12 protein-coding genes are annotated in these 14543 nt (G+C 60.5%); 10 read left to right on the top strand and 2 right to left on the bottom strand.

All coding sequences use genetic code 11. From position 1 onward, the window contains the following. Positions 1 to 83: 83 nt before the first annotated feature. Entirely contained in the window at positions 84 to 1961 is a 1878-nt protein-coding gene (locus tag AC5ZFO_RS14415; RefSeq protein WP_496122180.1) for a sigma-54-dependent Fis family transcriptional regulator, read from the bottom strand. Between the two features lie 336 nt (positions 1962 to 2297). Between AC5ZFO_RS14415 and AC5ZFO_RS14410 the strand changes: the two genes are divergently transcribed. The 10 genes from AC5ZFO_RS14410 to AC5ZFO_RS14365 all read left to right on the top strand — a co-directional run bounded on the left by AC5ZFO_RS14410 (position 2298) and on the right by AC5ZFO_RS14365 (position 12213). Beyond that, the gene (locus AC5ZFO_RS14410; RefSeq protein WP_282523982.1) at positions 2298 to 3341 is read left to right on the top strand and encodes an NAD(P)-dependent alcohol dehydrogenase; all 1044 of its coding nucleotides are present in this window, start codon (positions 2298 to 2300) and stop codon (positions 3339 to 3341) included. 57 nt (positions 3342 to 3398) lie between these two features. Then, positions 3399 to 3770, top strand: a complete 372-nt coding sequence (locus AC5ZFO_RS14405; protein ID WP_282523981.1) for a hypothetical protein — start codon at positions 3399 to 3401, stop codon at positions 3768 to 3770. Positions 3771 to 3817: 47 nt separating this feature from the next. Further along, entirely contained in the window at positions 3818 to 4036 is a 219-nt protein-coding gene (locus AC5ZFO_RS14400; protein WP_282523980.1) for a hypothetical protein, read from the top strand. 150 nt (positions 4037 to 4186) lie between these two features. Beyond that, positions 4187 to 5857: an aromatic/alkene/methane monooxygenase hydroxylase/oxygenase subunit alpha gene (locus tag AC5ZFO_RS14395; protein WP_282523979.1), complete on the top strand. Its 1671-nt coding sequence runs from the start codon at positions 4187 to 4189 to the stop codon at positions 5855 to 5857. Positions 5858 to 5962: 105 nt separating this feature from the next. Continuing rightward, entirely contained in the window at positions 5963 to 7003 is a 1041-nt protein-coding gene (locus AC5ZFO_RS14390) for a 2Fe-2S iron-sulfur cluster-binding protein (RefSeq protein WP_282523978.1), read from the top strand. Between the two features lie 49 nt (positions 7004 to 7052). Further along, on the top strand, positions 7053 to 8156 hold the full coding sequence (locus tag AC5ZFO_RS14385; RefSeq protein ID WP_282523977.1) for an aromatic/alkene monooxygenase hydroxylase subunit beta: 1104 nt from the start codon (positions 7053 to 7055) through the stop codon (positions 8154 to 8156). A gap of 46 nt (positions 8157 to 8202) precedes the next feature. Next, complete coding sequence (locus AC5ZFO_RS14380) at positions 8203 to 8559, top strand: MmoB/DmpM family protein (protein WP_028150059.1); 357 nt, start codon at positions 8203 to 8205, stop codon at positions 8557 to 8559. A gap of 109 nt (positions 8560 to 8668) precedes the next feature. Then, entirely contained in the window at positions 8669 to 9712 is a 1044-nt protein-coding gene (locus AC5ZFO_RS14375; protein WP_282523976.1) for an amidohydrolase family protein, read from the top strand. Between the two features lie 5 nt (positions 9713 to 9717). Continuing rightward, positions 9718 to 10506 carry an iron-sulfur cluster assembly protein gene (locus AC5ZFO_RS14370; protein WP_282523975.1) on the top strand — a complete coding sequence of 263 codons (789 nt, stop codon included), beginning with the start codon at positions 9718 to 9720 and terminating at the stop codon, positions 10504 to 10506. A gap of 78 nt (positions 10507 to 10584) precedes the next feature. Further along, positions 10585 to 12213, top strand: a complete 1629-nt coding sequence (locus tag AC5ZFO_RS14365) for a molecular chaperone GroEL (protein ID WP_496122179.1) — start codon at positions 10585 to 10587, stop codon at positions 12211 to 12213. A 94-nt stretch (positions 12214 to 12307) separates the two neighbouring features. On the opposite strand, the gene AC5ZFO_RS14360 is transcribed toward AC5ZFO_RS14365, so the two are convergent. Further along, the gene (locus tag AC5ZFO_RS14360) at positions 12308 to 14233 is read right to left on the bottom strand and encodes a sigma-54-dependent Fis family transcriptional regulator (protein WP_404979852.1); all 1926 of its coding nucleotides are present in this window, start codon (positions 14231 to 14233) and stop codon (positions 12308 to 12310) included. Between the last annotated feature and the right edge of the window lie 310 nt (positions 14234 to 14543).

Here is a 14543-nt window from a genome sequence, read left to right as displayed (position 1 = left end):
TGAACCCGGCGAGGGGCTGGACTTCAACGCCTCCAGTTACAGCCGGATCGCGCTGTCGCCGCAGAGCCTTCGCCACGATTGTGCTAATCCTTGTTGCCGCGCAGGGCACGATAGATCGTATTGCGCGACACGCCCAGGCGGCGCGCGGTCTTGCTGATATTGTTGCCCGTTTCCGCATACGCGGTCAGGACATGCGAGCGCTGAATCTCATGCAGATTGGCCTTGAGCCCACCACCCACCGCCTTGCCGGTCAAGCGCACGCTGCCTGAATGTGCAAGTACGGACTCGACCGATGTCTCGTCGATCAGATCTCCCGGCTCGGCCAGCGACAATCGGGAAAGCACGTTGCGCAGTTCGCGGATGTTTCCATCCCAATCGACTTCGGCCAAACGATCGATCGCCCCTTCGGTCAAATCCATCAAGGGATCGATCTTGTGGATCAAATGGCGCGCGATCTCGGCGAAATCGGAACGCTCGCGCAAAGGCGGCAACGTCACCTCCAGCGTGTTGAGGCGAAACAGCAAATCAGATCGGAATCGGCCCTTCGCAATCGAGTCGTCGAGATTGGCATTGGTGGCAGACACCAGGAGAACGTCGACCTGACGTTTGGTGCCACCGACGGGCCGGACAGTCCAATCGTCCAGAAAGCGCAGCAGCACGGCCTGCAACGTCACCGGCATGTCGCCGATCTCGTCGAGGAAGAGCGTTCCGCCGTCCGCTTCCTTGAACAGTCCCGCAGCCCCACCCTTTTTTGCTCCCGTGAAAGCGCCGTCGGCATAGCCGAACAGCTCTGCCTCGATCAGGCTGTCAGGGAGCGCTGCGCAATTCACCGGGACGAAAGCGCCGGCCCGTCCACTGGCGGTATGAGCATGGCGGGCGAGTTGCTCCTTGCCGGTGCCGGTTTCGCCACGGATCAGGATCGGCATCCTGCGGATCGCCGCGACTCCCACCCGTTGGACAACGGAAGCGATCGCCGGATCGGCGGAGACGAACTGGGTGGGGACGTCCTTGGGCGTCGACGGCCGAGGCCGCGAGATGGCTTGCATCATCGAGAACTGGCGCGCGTTCTCGATTGTTGCGATGAATTGGCTACCGACCTCGTCCTCGAGGCGCTGGCGTTCCTTGCGCCGGCCTTCATCGACAAAGGCGTTGAATTTCGTACGAAAGACGTCGGCGAAGCGACGACCCGGCGAGGCTGGCAGGCCATGCAGCAGGACGCTTGCGGCCCTGTTGGCTGCAAGGATCCTGCCCTCGTTGTCGACGGCCAGCAGGCCCGCGCTCAACGTATGCAGATACTCGCCGCGGTTATGGAAAGCGATCAGGATGTTTCCGCGGTGATGTTCGCGGAACAGACCATTCTCGATCTGGGTTGCCGCCATCGCGACGAGCGCCTGGGTATGCGCCTGCCTCGACATGCAATCCGATGACGCGTCCAGTATTCCGGCCAGTTCGCCATCGGGCGCGAAGATTGGCGCCGCGATGCAAGTAAGATTGTTGTAGCGCGAGAAAAAGTGCTCGCCCCCGTGAACGACGATGGCCCGCTTGAGATATGCGGCGGTGCCGAGGCCATTGGTGCCGCAAATGGCTTCAGTCCAGATAGTGCCGGGCCGAATGCTCGCTGCGTTCGAGGCATCGCTGAAGCTCGAGTCCGAGATGATGTCGAGCAGCAGGCCGTCGGCATTTGCAAAGGCGATCATGAAATTGGAGCCGGCAATCTGCTGATGCAGCGTGTGCATCTCCGCGAGCGCCAGGCCGCGAATCAGTGAACAGCGCTGCTGCTCCTGGCGCAAAACAGCGGAGCTCACTAACTCGGGCGAAGGAGGGCGCAATGTATCGAGACCAAGCGAAATGCAGCGCATCCAGCTGTCGTAGATATCGGCCGATAGAAGCTCTGCCGGCGGCGAGCCGCGCTGATCGAGCGTCATCCAAGCATTGTCCATGCGTCGGCTGGCGGTCAGCATCGTAGCTCCTCCTGGAGTCGCGGCTTGGCGATTTCCTCTTGGTCGTAGCCCGGTTCGGGTCGTTCTCGCGCGTGGCGCGGTTCTCACGATCATAGATCAAACAATCAAGAATCCAAATTTCTGCTCAACCGCTCTTGTAGCCGTCGAACTGTTCCGTCTCGGAACAGTCGCGCGCAAAGTCTGCTCCGAGGCGGATCGGCGCGAGCACTCCCGAGATCGCAATAACACTAGAAAGATCAGACCGTTGTGCGCTTGGCACAGCCCTTGCTCAACTGTTCAGCGGGACGGCGATCGCGTCAGATCGACGGAATAAAAATTTTGCCGGGGAGGCGTTTGATGAAAGCGGCGGTGCTTCATGAGTTCGACGAGAAGCTGACGGCGAAGGAGTTCGTCAAGTTCGATGACGTAACTGACCCGAAGATCTCGCGCCCGATGGACGTGATCGTGCGCATCGGTGGTGCCGGCGTCTGTCGCACCGATCTGCACATCGTTGAGGGCATCTGGCGCAGCAAGGTCGACGTCAAGCTTCCATACATCATGGGCCACGAGAACGCCGGCTGGGTCGAAGCGATCGGCCCGGGTGTCGAAGGGGTCAAGGTTGGCGACAGCGTAATTTGCCATCCGCTGGTGACCAGCGGGCATTGTCTCGCGTGCCGGCGCGGCGACGACATGCATGCGCTGGACAGCTCGTTTCCTGGCATCAATGCCAATGGCGGCTATGCGCAGTATCTGCTGACGGGACAGCGCTCCCTGATCAAGCTGCCGAAGTCGCTCGCACCGAAGGATGTTGCTCCCTACACCGATGCCGGGCTGACGGCTTATCGCGCCGCGAAGAAGGCATCCCGTCATCTGTTGCCCGGCGAATATGTCGCGGTGATCGGCGCCGGTGGGCTGGGCCATATCGGCATACAGGTTCTCGCGGCGCTCTGCGCGGCAGAAATCATCGTCGTCGATCGCGCCGAACAGTCTCTCGAACTCGCCAAGAAGTGCGGTGCGCATCATGTCGTGAAGGCAGACGGCAACGAAGTCGAGGCCGTGCTGGCGCTGACCGACGGGCGCGGCGCGGAGGCCGTGATCGATTTTGTTGGCGAGGGTGACGCTATCGCCAAGGGCCTGTCGATGACGGCGAACGCCGGCTACTACTACATCGTCGGGTATGGTGGGAAGATCGATATCCCGACCATCGACATGATCACATCGGAAAAGACCATCGTCGGCAACCTGGTCGGCACATACGCCGAGCTGGTCGAGCTGATGGCGCTCGCGGATCGCGGCCTCGTCGAACTCCACACCAAGGAATACAGGCTGAGCCAGGCCAATGACGCGCTTCATGATCTGCATCATGGACGCATTCATGGCCGTGCGGTCCTGATCCCGTAGGGCATGTGCCGCGAGATGCAAAGCTTCGGTCTAGATCATCGAACGAGAGTGGCGCGAGTGATAAAGGACAGCCGACGCCGGCCACCGATCACCGACGAGGAAGCCGCTGAATTGCAGCGCGCCCGCGATCGGATGATTGCCCGTGACAGTCTGATCGACGAGATGGTCGATAACAACGAGATGCAGATCAAGAATGAGCATGCGCGCGGCGGAGCCGAAATCGAACTCGCGTGCGCCGTGCGTGACGTAGCGCGCGCCGAGGCCGGAAGCGACGCGCATGCCGAACTGGAGCGAGCGATCGCGCGCCTGGAGATGCTCCAGGAGGAGCATCGACGCCTGGTGGCCGAGCGTGAATGGCTCGACACGTCCCTGCTTGAGATCGACAACGGTCCTTCGTCCGGCGACCACCAACGTTCGGGGCACGCATGATGAGCAAGAACAACGCAACCATGATTGCATCAAAGGAACAGGCACAAATGCCGCCTCCGCAACCGGACATGAGCGAGGAAGCCGGATCGAAAGACGCCTTCTTCATTCAGCTGGCCGAGATCACGGAGGCCATGATCGCCGCGCACGGCAGGGATTTCGCCACTGGTGCGCTGGTCCTCTCGGCGAAATTCGTCGCCGAAGGCAGACCTCTCATCAAACGAGCCAACGGAGGTGACGAGACCGTCAGCGCCGAGAAGCCGGGCTGACGTGAAGCGACGAGTCAGCAGATCAATCAATCCATTTAGCGGACTTAAAGTGTGTTTTGCGGCGGAGAATTTCAACAAGGCAATCCAGGGGTTTGACCCGGAACCGAAGCGAGAATGCTGAAGATAACGCAACGTTCAAAGGAGCTGGAAATGTCTGCAAGTCTGACACTGAACAAGATCACCGCGCAGAAGGGGATCAGCATCGCTGAAGCGGCCAACCGCGTCGCGGACCTTGGTTGGACGCCAAGCTACGTGCAGGAGGCGATGACGTTCCCGACCGACTACAAGATCTCGAAGACACCGCGCGACCCGATGAAGCAGGTCCTGCGGTCATATTTCCCGATGCAGGAAGAGAAAGACAACCGCGTCTATGGCGCGCTGGATGCGGCGTTGCGCGGCGACATGTTCCGCAATGTCGAGCCGCGATGGGTCGAGTGGATGAAGCTGTTCCTGGCGATCATCCCGTTCCCGGAGATCTCGGCGGCGCGTTCGATGGCGATGGTCGGGCGGTTGGCGCCCGGCGAGGAGTTGCGCACCGGCTTCACCATGCAGATGGTCGACGAGTTCCGGCACTCAACGATCCAGATGAACCTCAAGAAGTGGTACATGGAGAATTACATCGATCCAGCCGGGTTCGATATCACGGAAGCCGCGTTCGGCAAGTGCTATGCGACCACGATCGGCCGCCAGTTCGCCGAGGGCTTCCTGACCGGTGACGCAATCACCGCGGCCAACGTCTATCTGACGGTCGTCGCGGAAACCGCCTTCACCAATACCCTGTTCGTGGCGATGCCGTCGGAAGCGGCGCGCAACGGCGACTATGCATTGCCAACCGTGTTCCTGTCGGTCCAGTCGGACGAATCCCGTCATATCGGCAACGGCCACTCGATGCTGATGGCGATGATCAACGATCCGTCGAACCACCAGTTGCTGGAGCGCGATCTGAAATACGCCTTCTGGCAAAATCACGCGATTGTCGATGCCGCGATCGGGACGTTCATCGAGTACGGCACGACCAACCGCGACAAGAACAAGGAGTCCTACGCCGAGCTCTGGCATCGCTGGATCTACGAGGACTATTACCGGACCTACATGCTGCCGCTCGAGAAGTACGGCATCAAGATCCATCACGATGACGTCGCCGCCGCCTGGGATCGGATCGTCAAGAAGAACTATGTCCACAAGACCGCGCAGTTCTTCACGGTCGGATGGTCGGTGAACTTCTGGCGTATCGAGGCCCAGACCGAGCGTGACTTCGAGTGGTTCGAGCACAAATATCCAGGTTGGTACGCCGAATTCGGCGATTTCTGGAAATGGCATGCCAAGCTCAGCGTGCCCGGCGAGACCAACATCCTCTTCAACAGCGAGGTGGGCTATTCATACCCGCATCGTTGCTGGAGCTGCATGGTCCCTTGCCTGATCCGCGAGGACTTCGTCTGCGACGAGGTCGACGGCAAGATCTACACTTACTGCTCCGAAGGTTGTCGTTGGACCCACAAGGTGGCGTTCGCCGCGGAATACGAGGGCCGCGCGACGCCGGCAATGGGCCGCTTCAGCGGTCGCCGTGAATGGGAGGACTGCTATCACGGCTGGGATGTCGCCGACGCGATCAAGGATCTCGGTTTTGTCCGGCCCGACGGCAAGACCATGATCGCGCAACCGCATCTGCGCTTCGACTCCAAGGACATGTGGACGCTCGATGACGTGCGCGGACACACGCTTGGCAGTCCGTTGCGTGGCTTCAGAGCGCTTTCGCCGATCGAGCGCGAGGTGGCGACTGCCGAATACCGTAAGGGCTTCAAGATCAATCCCTGCCACTAAAGAGATGATGAGGGGAGGGGCCGCTTTCGGCGGCCCCTCTTGCCAGGACCGGCAAACGGTTTGGCGATCGTTCTGTACAACTGCCACGACGACAGGGCCGGGATAATGACGGACGTGCGGGTTCACAAGGTTCGTTTCGAACCAGTGGGTATCGAGATGGAAGTGGAAGAGGGCGAGACCGTCCTGGATGCCGCGTTTCGTCAGGGCATCTCGCTGATGCATGGCTGCAAGGAAGGTCAGTGCGGCAGCTGCAAATCAAAGCTGGTCGAGGGGGACATCGAGCTTCTGAAATACTCGACCTTCGCTCTGCCGGATTACGAGAGCGAGACCGGCCACATCCTGCTGTGCCGGACGCATGTCTACAGCGACATCGGTGTTGAATTACTCAACTATGACGAAGACCTGCTCAGCCGCTCGATCGCGGTGAAGGCATTTTCCGGTCGCGTGGCAGGGATTAGCGCGCTGACGTCAGACATCAGATTGCTGGAGATCGAGATCGAGAGGCCGATGAAGTTTTGGGCCGGCCAGTACGTCGATCTGACGCTTCAGGATGGCACCATCACCCGCGCCTTTTCGATGGCGAACCCGCCCGGAGAAGGCACCAATCTCCGCTTCATTATCAAGAAATATCCGAAGGGGGCATTCTCGTCCCGGCTCGATGGGAAATTGGCCGTCGGCGACGCCGTGATCGCCAAGGGGCCGTATGGCACCTGCTTCCGGCGCGAAGAACGTCCGGGGCCGATGCTGCTGATCGGCGGCGGCTCGGGCATGTCGCCGCTGTGGTCGATCCTGGCCGATCACATCGGGAGCGGCGAGCAGAGACCGGTCCGGTTTTTCTACGGAGCGCGTACCCGCGCCGACTTGTTCTACCTCGATGAGCTCGCGGCCATCGCGGCGCGGCTGAACGATTTCAAATTCGTGCCGGCACTGTCGCATGCGGAGACGGGTGACGGCTGGGACGGCGAGACCGGACTGATCCACGAGGTCGTGCTGCGCCATCTGCGCGAGGAGAAGCTGAGCGGTGCCATCGACGCCTACGCGTGCGGGCCGACGCCGATGATCGACGCCGTATTGCCCGTGCTGCAAATGAACGGCGTCGAGCCGGACCACATCTATTTCGACAAGTTTACGCCGGCGGTGCGATGACGGCGTTCAAGGTTCGTCGCAGAACAGAATGGCAGAAAGGGAGTAAGCAATGAGCGCACAAACGAGCAGAGCAGCAGCGACCAAGCCTGCGGCAATCGTCAAATCCGGAGCCGCGGGGGCAGCGGTTTTCCCGGGCTCCGACAGCCGCAAGTACAACTACTTCGAACCGAAGGGGCGCAAGGCGACCCACTACGAAGACATGACGGTCGATGTTCAACCCGATCCGGAGCGCTATCTGCTGCAGGATTGGATCATCTCGTTCCCTGACGGGACGCCGACCTATTCCAAGGATTGGACGGCGGCAAAAAGCTCGAACTGGCACAAATTCCGCGCTGTCGACCAGGAGTGGGAGCGTACCCATTACCAGCGTCAGTCGACGATCTGCGGCATGGTGCAGAACACCATCGAGAATGGCCGGAAATCGGGCGCGCCGACCCGCTTCGATCCCGCCTGGGTGAAGATATTGCAGAACCATCTCGGAGCCTACAAGCATGCCGAGTTCGGTCTCGGCACCTCGACGATGCAGGCGCAGCGTTACGGCTACACGCAGATGGTCAACAATGCGATCTTGACCAACTCGTCCTACAAGCTTCGCTTCGCGCAGGACATCACTCTTTATCTGAGCGAAATCGGCCTCGACCTTCCAGGCTTCGACATTGCCGCCGGCAAGAAGCACTGGCTGGAAGATCCGATCTGGCAAGGCGTGCGCAAGTCGGTTGAATCAGTGATGGGTTCAAACGACTATCTCGAGCAATATTTTGCGACCAATGCGGTGTTCGAGCCGCTGGTCGGCGAACTCTTCCGCTCGGGCTTCCTGATGCAGGCGGCGTCTGCGCAGAACGACTTCATCACTCCGGCTGTCGTCTCCGCTGCGGAGGCCGACTATGAGCGCAATCTCGCCAACACCGTCGAGCTGTTCCACATCCTCGGCACTGATCCGACCTTCGGGGCGCAGAACCTTGGGTTGTTCAACAAATGGTTGGCCAATCATGCCGATCTCGCGCTCGATGCCGCCAATCATTTGCAGCCCATCTGGTCGCAGCCTCGGGTCAAGGTCGCGGCTTTCGCCGATGCCATGGCACACGCGAAGAATCGTATCAGGGGTATCGCCACCGAGCTTGGCCTGACGGTTCCGGCCGGATTGGCGTCGTAATCGGCATCGCTTCACGCCCTCACACTCAATCCCTCTGGAGACCGACATGCTGCACGAGAATGACAACATCTTCAAATCGATGAAAGACATCACGTTCGAGGACACGGTGTCGCATCAATGCGGAGTGACAATGAACGATAGCGTCGAGGCGCGCGCTATCGCCGAAGTCATGAGCCGTCATGAACACATCAAGGTGACCTACATGCCGGCGATGATCCGTATCGATGGCGACGGCAAGATGGAATTCAAGATGGATGAGATTTCCGAAGAGTTGGGCCGCGTCATGACCCCGCATCTCTTCGAGATTTCAACCTCGACGCATTACGGCCGCATGGTCATGACGGATGACAACACCGTCATGCTGTTCGGCGATATGAACGAGATGATGAAATACATCGTTTAATGATCGCCAGCGAACCAGCCTGGCCGGCATCGAGCCGGCCGGGCTCATTCGACGACATCAATCGCGCCTCACAACAGTACGCAATATCCAGCGGAGCGGGAGTAATGCCATGTACAGGACGGCCAAGGGTGAAGAGATTTTTGTCATCGATGGGCATACGCATTTCTGGGATGGTAGCCCGGCCAACCAGAAGAATATCCACGGCAAGCAGTTCATCGACTGCTTCTACGCCTATCACTCGAATCTGAGCCCGCCGTCGGAGAAATGGGAGAAAGAGAAGTTCGAGAAGTACGACGCCAAAACGATGTTCGACGACCTGTTCGTCACCGGTTACGACGACATGGCGATCCTGCAGCCGACCTATCTCACCGACTTTTACAAGAACGGCTTCAATACCACCGAACGAAACTCGGCGATGAAGAAGAGCCATCCGGACCGCTTCATCCTGAACGGCGCCTTTGATCCGCGTGACGGTACCAAGGGCATCGAAGACCTTCATGCGCTCTCCGAGAAGCACAAGCTGAAGGGTGTCAAGCTTTACACCGCCGAATGGCGCGGCGAGTCGAAGGGCTACAAGCTCACCGACAAGGCATCCTACCAGTATCTCGAGGCGGCGCAGAAGCTCGGGATCAAGAACATCCACGTCCACAAGGGGCCAACGATCATCCCGCTGAACCGGGATGCGTTCGATGTTGCCGATATCGATGACGTCGCCACCTCGTTCCAGGATTTGAACTTCATCGTCGAGCATTGCGGCTTGCCGCGCCTTGACGATTTTTGCTGGATCGCGACCCAGGAAACCAACGTCTATGCCGGCCTCGCGGTGGCGTTGCCCTTCATCCATTCGCGGCCGGGGTATTTCGCCCACGTCATTTCCGAACTGCTATTCTGGGTCGGACCGGACAAGATCCTTTACGGCAGCGATTATGGCATCTGGACGCCGAAATGGCTGATCGACAAGTTCATGGCATTTGAAATTCCGGCCGACGTCACCAAGGAGACCGGTTCGGTGCTGTCGATGGAAACGAAGATCAAGATCCTCGGTCTCAATGCCGCGCGCATCTACGGCATTGATGTCGAAGCGCAGAAGAAGAAGATCCGCGCGGGCGGCGGTTATGCCCACTTTCCCGAAGCCGTTCACGCGCCGAGGTGATGGCCATGAAGCGTGGCGTTGAGGGGAGGGAGCGGCCGAGAAGCCGCTCGTCAGATGACAAGCAGGCCCAGATATGGGCCTGCCTGCGAGACGTGATGGATCCGGAACTCGACGAGTCCGTCATCGACCTGAATTTCGTGACCAGGGCCGATGTCGACGCGAAGGATCGGGTCCACGTCGAGTTCCGCTTGCCGACCTATTGGTGCGCTCCCAATTTTTCGTTCCTGATGGCGGACGACATGCGCCGGTCCATCAGCGCGTTGGACTGGGTCAAGGGCGTCAGCGTGGTCTTGGGTGAGCATATGTATGCCGACAAGATTAATGCGGGCCTCGCGCAGGGGCGCTCGTTCCAGGAAACGTTCGGCGCCGAGGCCGATGGCAGCCTCGATGATCTGCGCCAGACATTCCTCGTCAAGGCGTTCCAGCGCCGGCAGGTTGCGCTACTGGGTCACCTCATCGCGCTGGGGCAATCGCCGGCGGAGATCGTCGGTCTGACGTTGACAGAGCTCGGGTGCCTGCCGCTCGACGATGCAGGTGAGAAGCTGATTCAGCGCTATCTCGAGCGACGCGCCATCGTAGGTCCGGCAAGCGGTGATGAACCCGCCTTTGTCGATGCGAACGGAGCGCGGCTGAAGGCCGACGGCCTTGCCGCATACGTATCGAATCTACGGCGCGTGGGCATCAATGCTGAATTCAACGGTGCGCTGTGCCGCGGCCTGCTTGCCGCGCGGTTCGACCTCGAGACACCGTTCGTACCGAAATCGAGGACGATGCCGGCGTCGCCGGGCACGTAACAGGTGCCGTGATGCGGGTGCGCAGCATCGATAATAAGTCCAGACCAGACGACCTCAAGGCAAAGTCGGGGATATAGAATGCCGAAGATTATGTTGCACGATGAAGCTGCGCGGGCCGCGCTGGGTCGGGGCGTCGCCAAGCTCGCCAAGGCGGTACGCGGAACGCTGGGTCCGAGGGGCATGAACGCGATCATGGACCGACCGATCGGCACGCCGATCGTGTCGCGCGATGGCGTCAGCATTGCCAGCGAAATCGAACTTGAATGCCCGTTTGAGAATATGGGCGCGCAGGTGTTGCGTGAGGTTTCAGCGCGAACCAATGAGGTGGCGGGGGACGGCACCACCACGGCCACCGTGTTGGCCGATGTTCTTGTGCAGGAAGGCCTGAAATGTTTGGCGGCCGGCGCCAATCCGGTCGAGCTGGTTGAAGGGCTGGAGCTGGCGGTTAGTGAGACCATCACGGCGTTACGACGGTCGGCGAGACCGCTGCAGGGGTCTGCTGGCCTGCGGGCTGTTGCGAGCATTGCCGCCAACGACACGGCGCTTGGCGACATGGTCGGCGAAGCCTTCGAGCGCGCCGGCAATCACGGAATCGTCGCGGTGGAATTTGGCAACACGGTCGAGACGACGCTGGAAATCGTTGAAGGCATGGCCTTCGATCGTGGTTATCTTTCACATCACATGGTCACCGATGTCGAGAAAATGCAGGTGGTTCTCGACAGTCCGTTCATCATCATGACCGATCTCAAGATCCAGACCGGGGAGCAACTGGCTGGTGTGATCTCGCTCATCGAGAAGAGCGGGCGACCTTTGCTGATCATCGCCGAGGAAGTGGCGCCATCGGTCATCATGCAATTGCTGGCGCGTCGGGAGAAATCCAATTTCAAGGTCGCCGCGATTCATCCGCCGGAGTTCGGCCATTGGCGCAAGGCGATGCTCGAGGATATCGCGATCACGACCGGAGGGCGCGTTATCTCGGCTGATCTAGGCGGAAGGCTCGAGAAGGTGGAGCTGCACGACCTTGGGTCCGCGCGCCAAGTGCGCATTTCCGCCTCGAAGACCCTGATCACGGCTGGAGGTGGCGATCAGAAGACGATCGCGGCGCGACGCGAGCAGGTGTTGCGCCAATACGATGTCGCTCCCGAAAATATTGAGCGGGACAAGTTCCAGGAGCGCATCGCAAAACTGTCCGGCGGCACAGCGATGATTCTTGCCGGCGGCGCGACGCCGGTCGAGCAAAAACGCCGGACCCAGCTGATCGAGGATGCGATCAACGCGACCCGCGCCGCGATCGAAGAAGGCATTGTGCCGGGCGGCGGAGTGGCCTTGCTCAGGATCGCTGCAAGGCTCGACGAATTGATCAATCGTCTGGACGGAGGCGCCAGGCAGGGCGCCGAGCTGCTGCAACGCGCGCTCAGCCGGCCGCTTTTCTACATTGCCGCCAATGCCGGCTTGAACGGAGAGGCGGAAGTTGCGAGGATTGCCAAGGCCACGAATGGCCACGGGCTCGACGTGCGCAATGGCTCGGCGGTCGATCTTGTCGAAGCTGGCATCATCGACCCGGTCAAGGTTTGCTACAGCGCGGTTCGCAATGCGGCATCGGTGGCCGGACTGATCCTGACGACGCAGACCTTGATTGCCAAGAAGCCGGATGATTACGATCCGACCGCTGGCCCGGCCCGAGGTGGTGGTGCTGAGCTGCTTTGAACGGAACCGGTCATCGGTTCGAAGCGACCGGGCTCTATCCATAACTGGGCATGCTGCGATACTCGCAGCATCGGTGCTTCGAGGCACTGTGGCATCACTCGGGCTTCTTCTGCCCCAGTGCGCGATAGATGGTGTTTCTTGAGACGCCGAGGCGTCGCGCGGTTTCGCTGACGTTTCCGGCGGTCTCGGCATACACCACAAGGATTCGCGCGCGGTGGATGTCGTGGAGCGATCCGGACTCCGTTCCAGGGAGTGGAACGATGTTCTCCGCGCTGGCTTCGTTGATAGAGCCGTCCGCGGCGGCAAGGGTGAATCGCGCCAGAACGTTGCGTAGCTCGCGGACGTTGCCAGGCCAGGGACGTGCGGCGAGATGCGCAATGTCCGTCCGCGTGATTTCGCAATTCGGGTCGATCGCATTGAGCAGATGGCGAACGATGGCATCAAAGTCGGTGCGATCTCGGAGTGGCGGCAGGTTGACCTCGAGCGTATTGAGACGATAGAGCAGGTCGGATCGGAATCGGGCTTCGGCGATGGCCTTGTCCAACCTGGCGTTGGTGGCGGAGATGAGAAAGACATCGACCTTCGATCTGACGCCGCCGACAGGACGCACGGTCCAGTCGTCGAGCAGGCGCAGAAGCACCGCTTGCAGCGCGACGGGCATGTCGCCGATCTCGTCAAGGAACAGCGTGCCGCCGTCGGCCTCCTTGACCAGTCCAATCGCGCCGCCGCGCCGCGCGCCGGTGAATGCTCCCTCGGCATAGCCAAACAGCTCGCTCTCGATCAGGCTTTCCGGCAGGGCGGCGCAATTCACAGGGATGAACGCGCCGGTTCGCCCACTCGCCATATGGGCGTGGCGGGCAAGCTGTTCCTTGCCGGTTCCGGTCTCGCCGCGGATGAGGATGGGCATCTTGCGTGCTGCCGCGGTCTCGACTTGACGGACGATGGCTCGGACCGCGGGGTCGCGCGCAACGAAGCCGGCGGCCATGCTCTGAAGAGACCGTGGTTCCGGCTTTGAATCCTTTCGGGCAGATGATGAGCTCGCGGTCTCGCGGCCGTCAGATCCGGATCTCGATTTCTGGACATCGCGATGCGTGATCAACTGGCGTCGTCGCGCATGCAGCACCACGATGGCGCCGATGCCGGAGCGTTCGTTTTCGACGAAGTTAAAGCTCGCGTTGGGAAGCAGCTCCTTCAACCTGCCCGGCCACTCATCGAAGGGAACGGTCTTCAAAAAGCGGGTTGGCGCGTCGTTGTGAATGCCGTGGCGATCATGCTGGAGTGCGTTCAGAGCACGCTCGGTGGCGTGGAGGATCATGCCACGACGATCGAGCACGATGCATTCATCGTTCGCCCATTGCGATCTCTTGCCGAGAAAGCGGCACAGCAACTCCTCATGTTCCTGTCGGACTGATTGGGCCAGAACGCTTTCCACGTGATGGCCGACCGCGACGGCCAAAGCCAGGCTCTGCGGGTTGAAGGTGCTTGCAGGACCCGAGATGTCGACCACGCCAAGCAGTTCGCCATCGGTCGGGTCATGAACCGGGACGGCAGCGCAAGTCCACCGCTGCACCTCCGAGCAGAAATGCTCTGTACCGTGAATTTGGACAGGTTTCGATTCCGCTATCGCGGCGCCAATCGCGTTGGTGCCGATGTCGGCCTCGCTCCAGCGACCTCCGTGTTCGAGATGGACTGCGCGGCCGGCGTCGATGACCCTGTCGTCGCCCTGTGTATCGATGATCAGCCCACTCGGATCGGTGAGGATCATGATTGAGTTTGCATCGCACAGAAATGTTTTCGAATTCTCGAGAGCGCAGCGGGCGGCATGACGGAGCGACGCGTATTTGGAGCGATGACGGAACAACTCGGCGTCCGCGACGAGCGGCGCTCGCGCACGGTCGACGGTGACGCGATGGTTCCTGGATCGCTGCCACGACGCTGCGACCGATGATCTCAAGTCGGATGACAACGCTCCGCGCTCGACGAACTTCTCCCACGCCGCCAGCACTTCTCGTTGGTCCATCCCGGCTCCTCCGACGTGAAAGGTGCTGGACCCGCTCATGACGGGCCCTGCGATCATTCACCTGAATGCGGGGGAGTGCCTGCCGCAACTGCCGGTTCGGCTCACGCAAAGTCCGACGGTAAGACCCTTCCAGGCCGCCGTGACGGCCGTCTGAATCGGATTCCATATCCGTCGCACCCGCCGTGAAGACGACCGCGCCTTCCGATCAAGCAACCCCTTCAGCGTCCCACGTCCCTAACGTCCCAGGCCTTTCTCTCAAGCCCGTTGACCAGATCAACCTATACTTTTTGAATGGTTCTAGCAAAGGTAG

The organism is Bradyrhizobium sp. Unk1 (genome assembly GCF_059512345.1).
The sequence above is the reverse complement of the archived record's forward strand: the minus strand, read 5'-3'. Positions and strand labels throughout refer to the sequence as shown.

Coding starts and splice junctions, on each gene's coding strand:
- AC5ZFO_RS14360 (WP_404979852.1), bottom strand. CDS start 14,233: ATGGACCAACGAGAAGTGCTGGCGGCGTGGGAGAAGTTCGTCGAGCGC.
- AC5ZFO_RS14380 (WP_028150059.1), top strand. CDS start 8,203: ATGCTGCACGAGAATGACAACATCTTCAAATCGATGAAAGACATCACG.
- AC5ZFO_RS14410 (WP_282523982.1), top strand. CDS start 2,298: ATGAAAGCGGCGGTGCTTCATGAGTTCGACGAGAAGCTGACGGCGAAG.
- AC5ZFO_RS14385 (WP_282523977.1), top strand. CDS start 7,053: ATGAGCGCACAAACGAGCAGAGCAGCAGCGACCAAGCCTGCGGCAATC.
- AC5ZFO_RS14375 (WP_282523976.1), top strand. CDS start 8,669: ATGTACAGGACGGCCAAGGGTGAAGAGATTTTTGTCATCGATGGGCAT.
- AC5ZFO_RS14400 (WP_282523980.1), top strand. CDS start 3,818: ATGCCGCCTCCGCAACCGGACATGAGCGAGGAAGCCGGATCGAAAGAC.
- AC5ZFO_RS14395 (WP_282523979.1), top strand. CDS start 4,187: ATGTCTGCAAGTCTGACACTGAACAAGATCACCGCGCAGAAGGGGATC.
- AC5ZFO_RS14370 (WP_282523975.1), top strand. CDS start 9,718: ATGAAGCGTGGCGTTGAGGGGAGGGAGCGGCCGAGAAGCCGCTCGTCA.
- AC5ZFO_RS14390 (WP_282523978.1), top strand. CDS start 5,963: ATGACGGACGTGCGGGTTCACAAGGTTCGTTTCGAACCAGTGGGTATC.
- AC5ZFO_RS14415 (WP_496122180.1), bottom strand. CDS start 1,961: ATGCTGACCGCCAGCCGACGCATGGACAATGCTTGGATGACGCTCGAT.
- AC5ZFO_RS14365 (WP_496122179.1), top strand. CDS start 10,585: ATGCCGAAGATTATGTTGCACGATGAAGCTGCGCGGGCCGCGCTGGGT.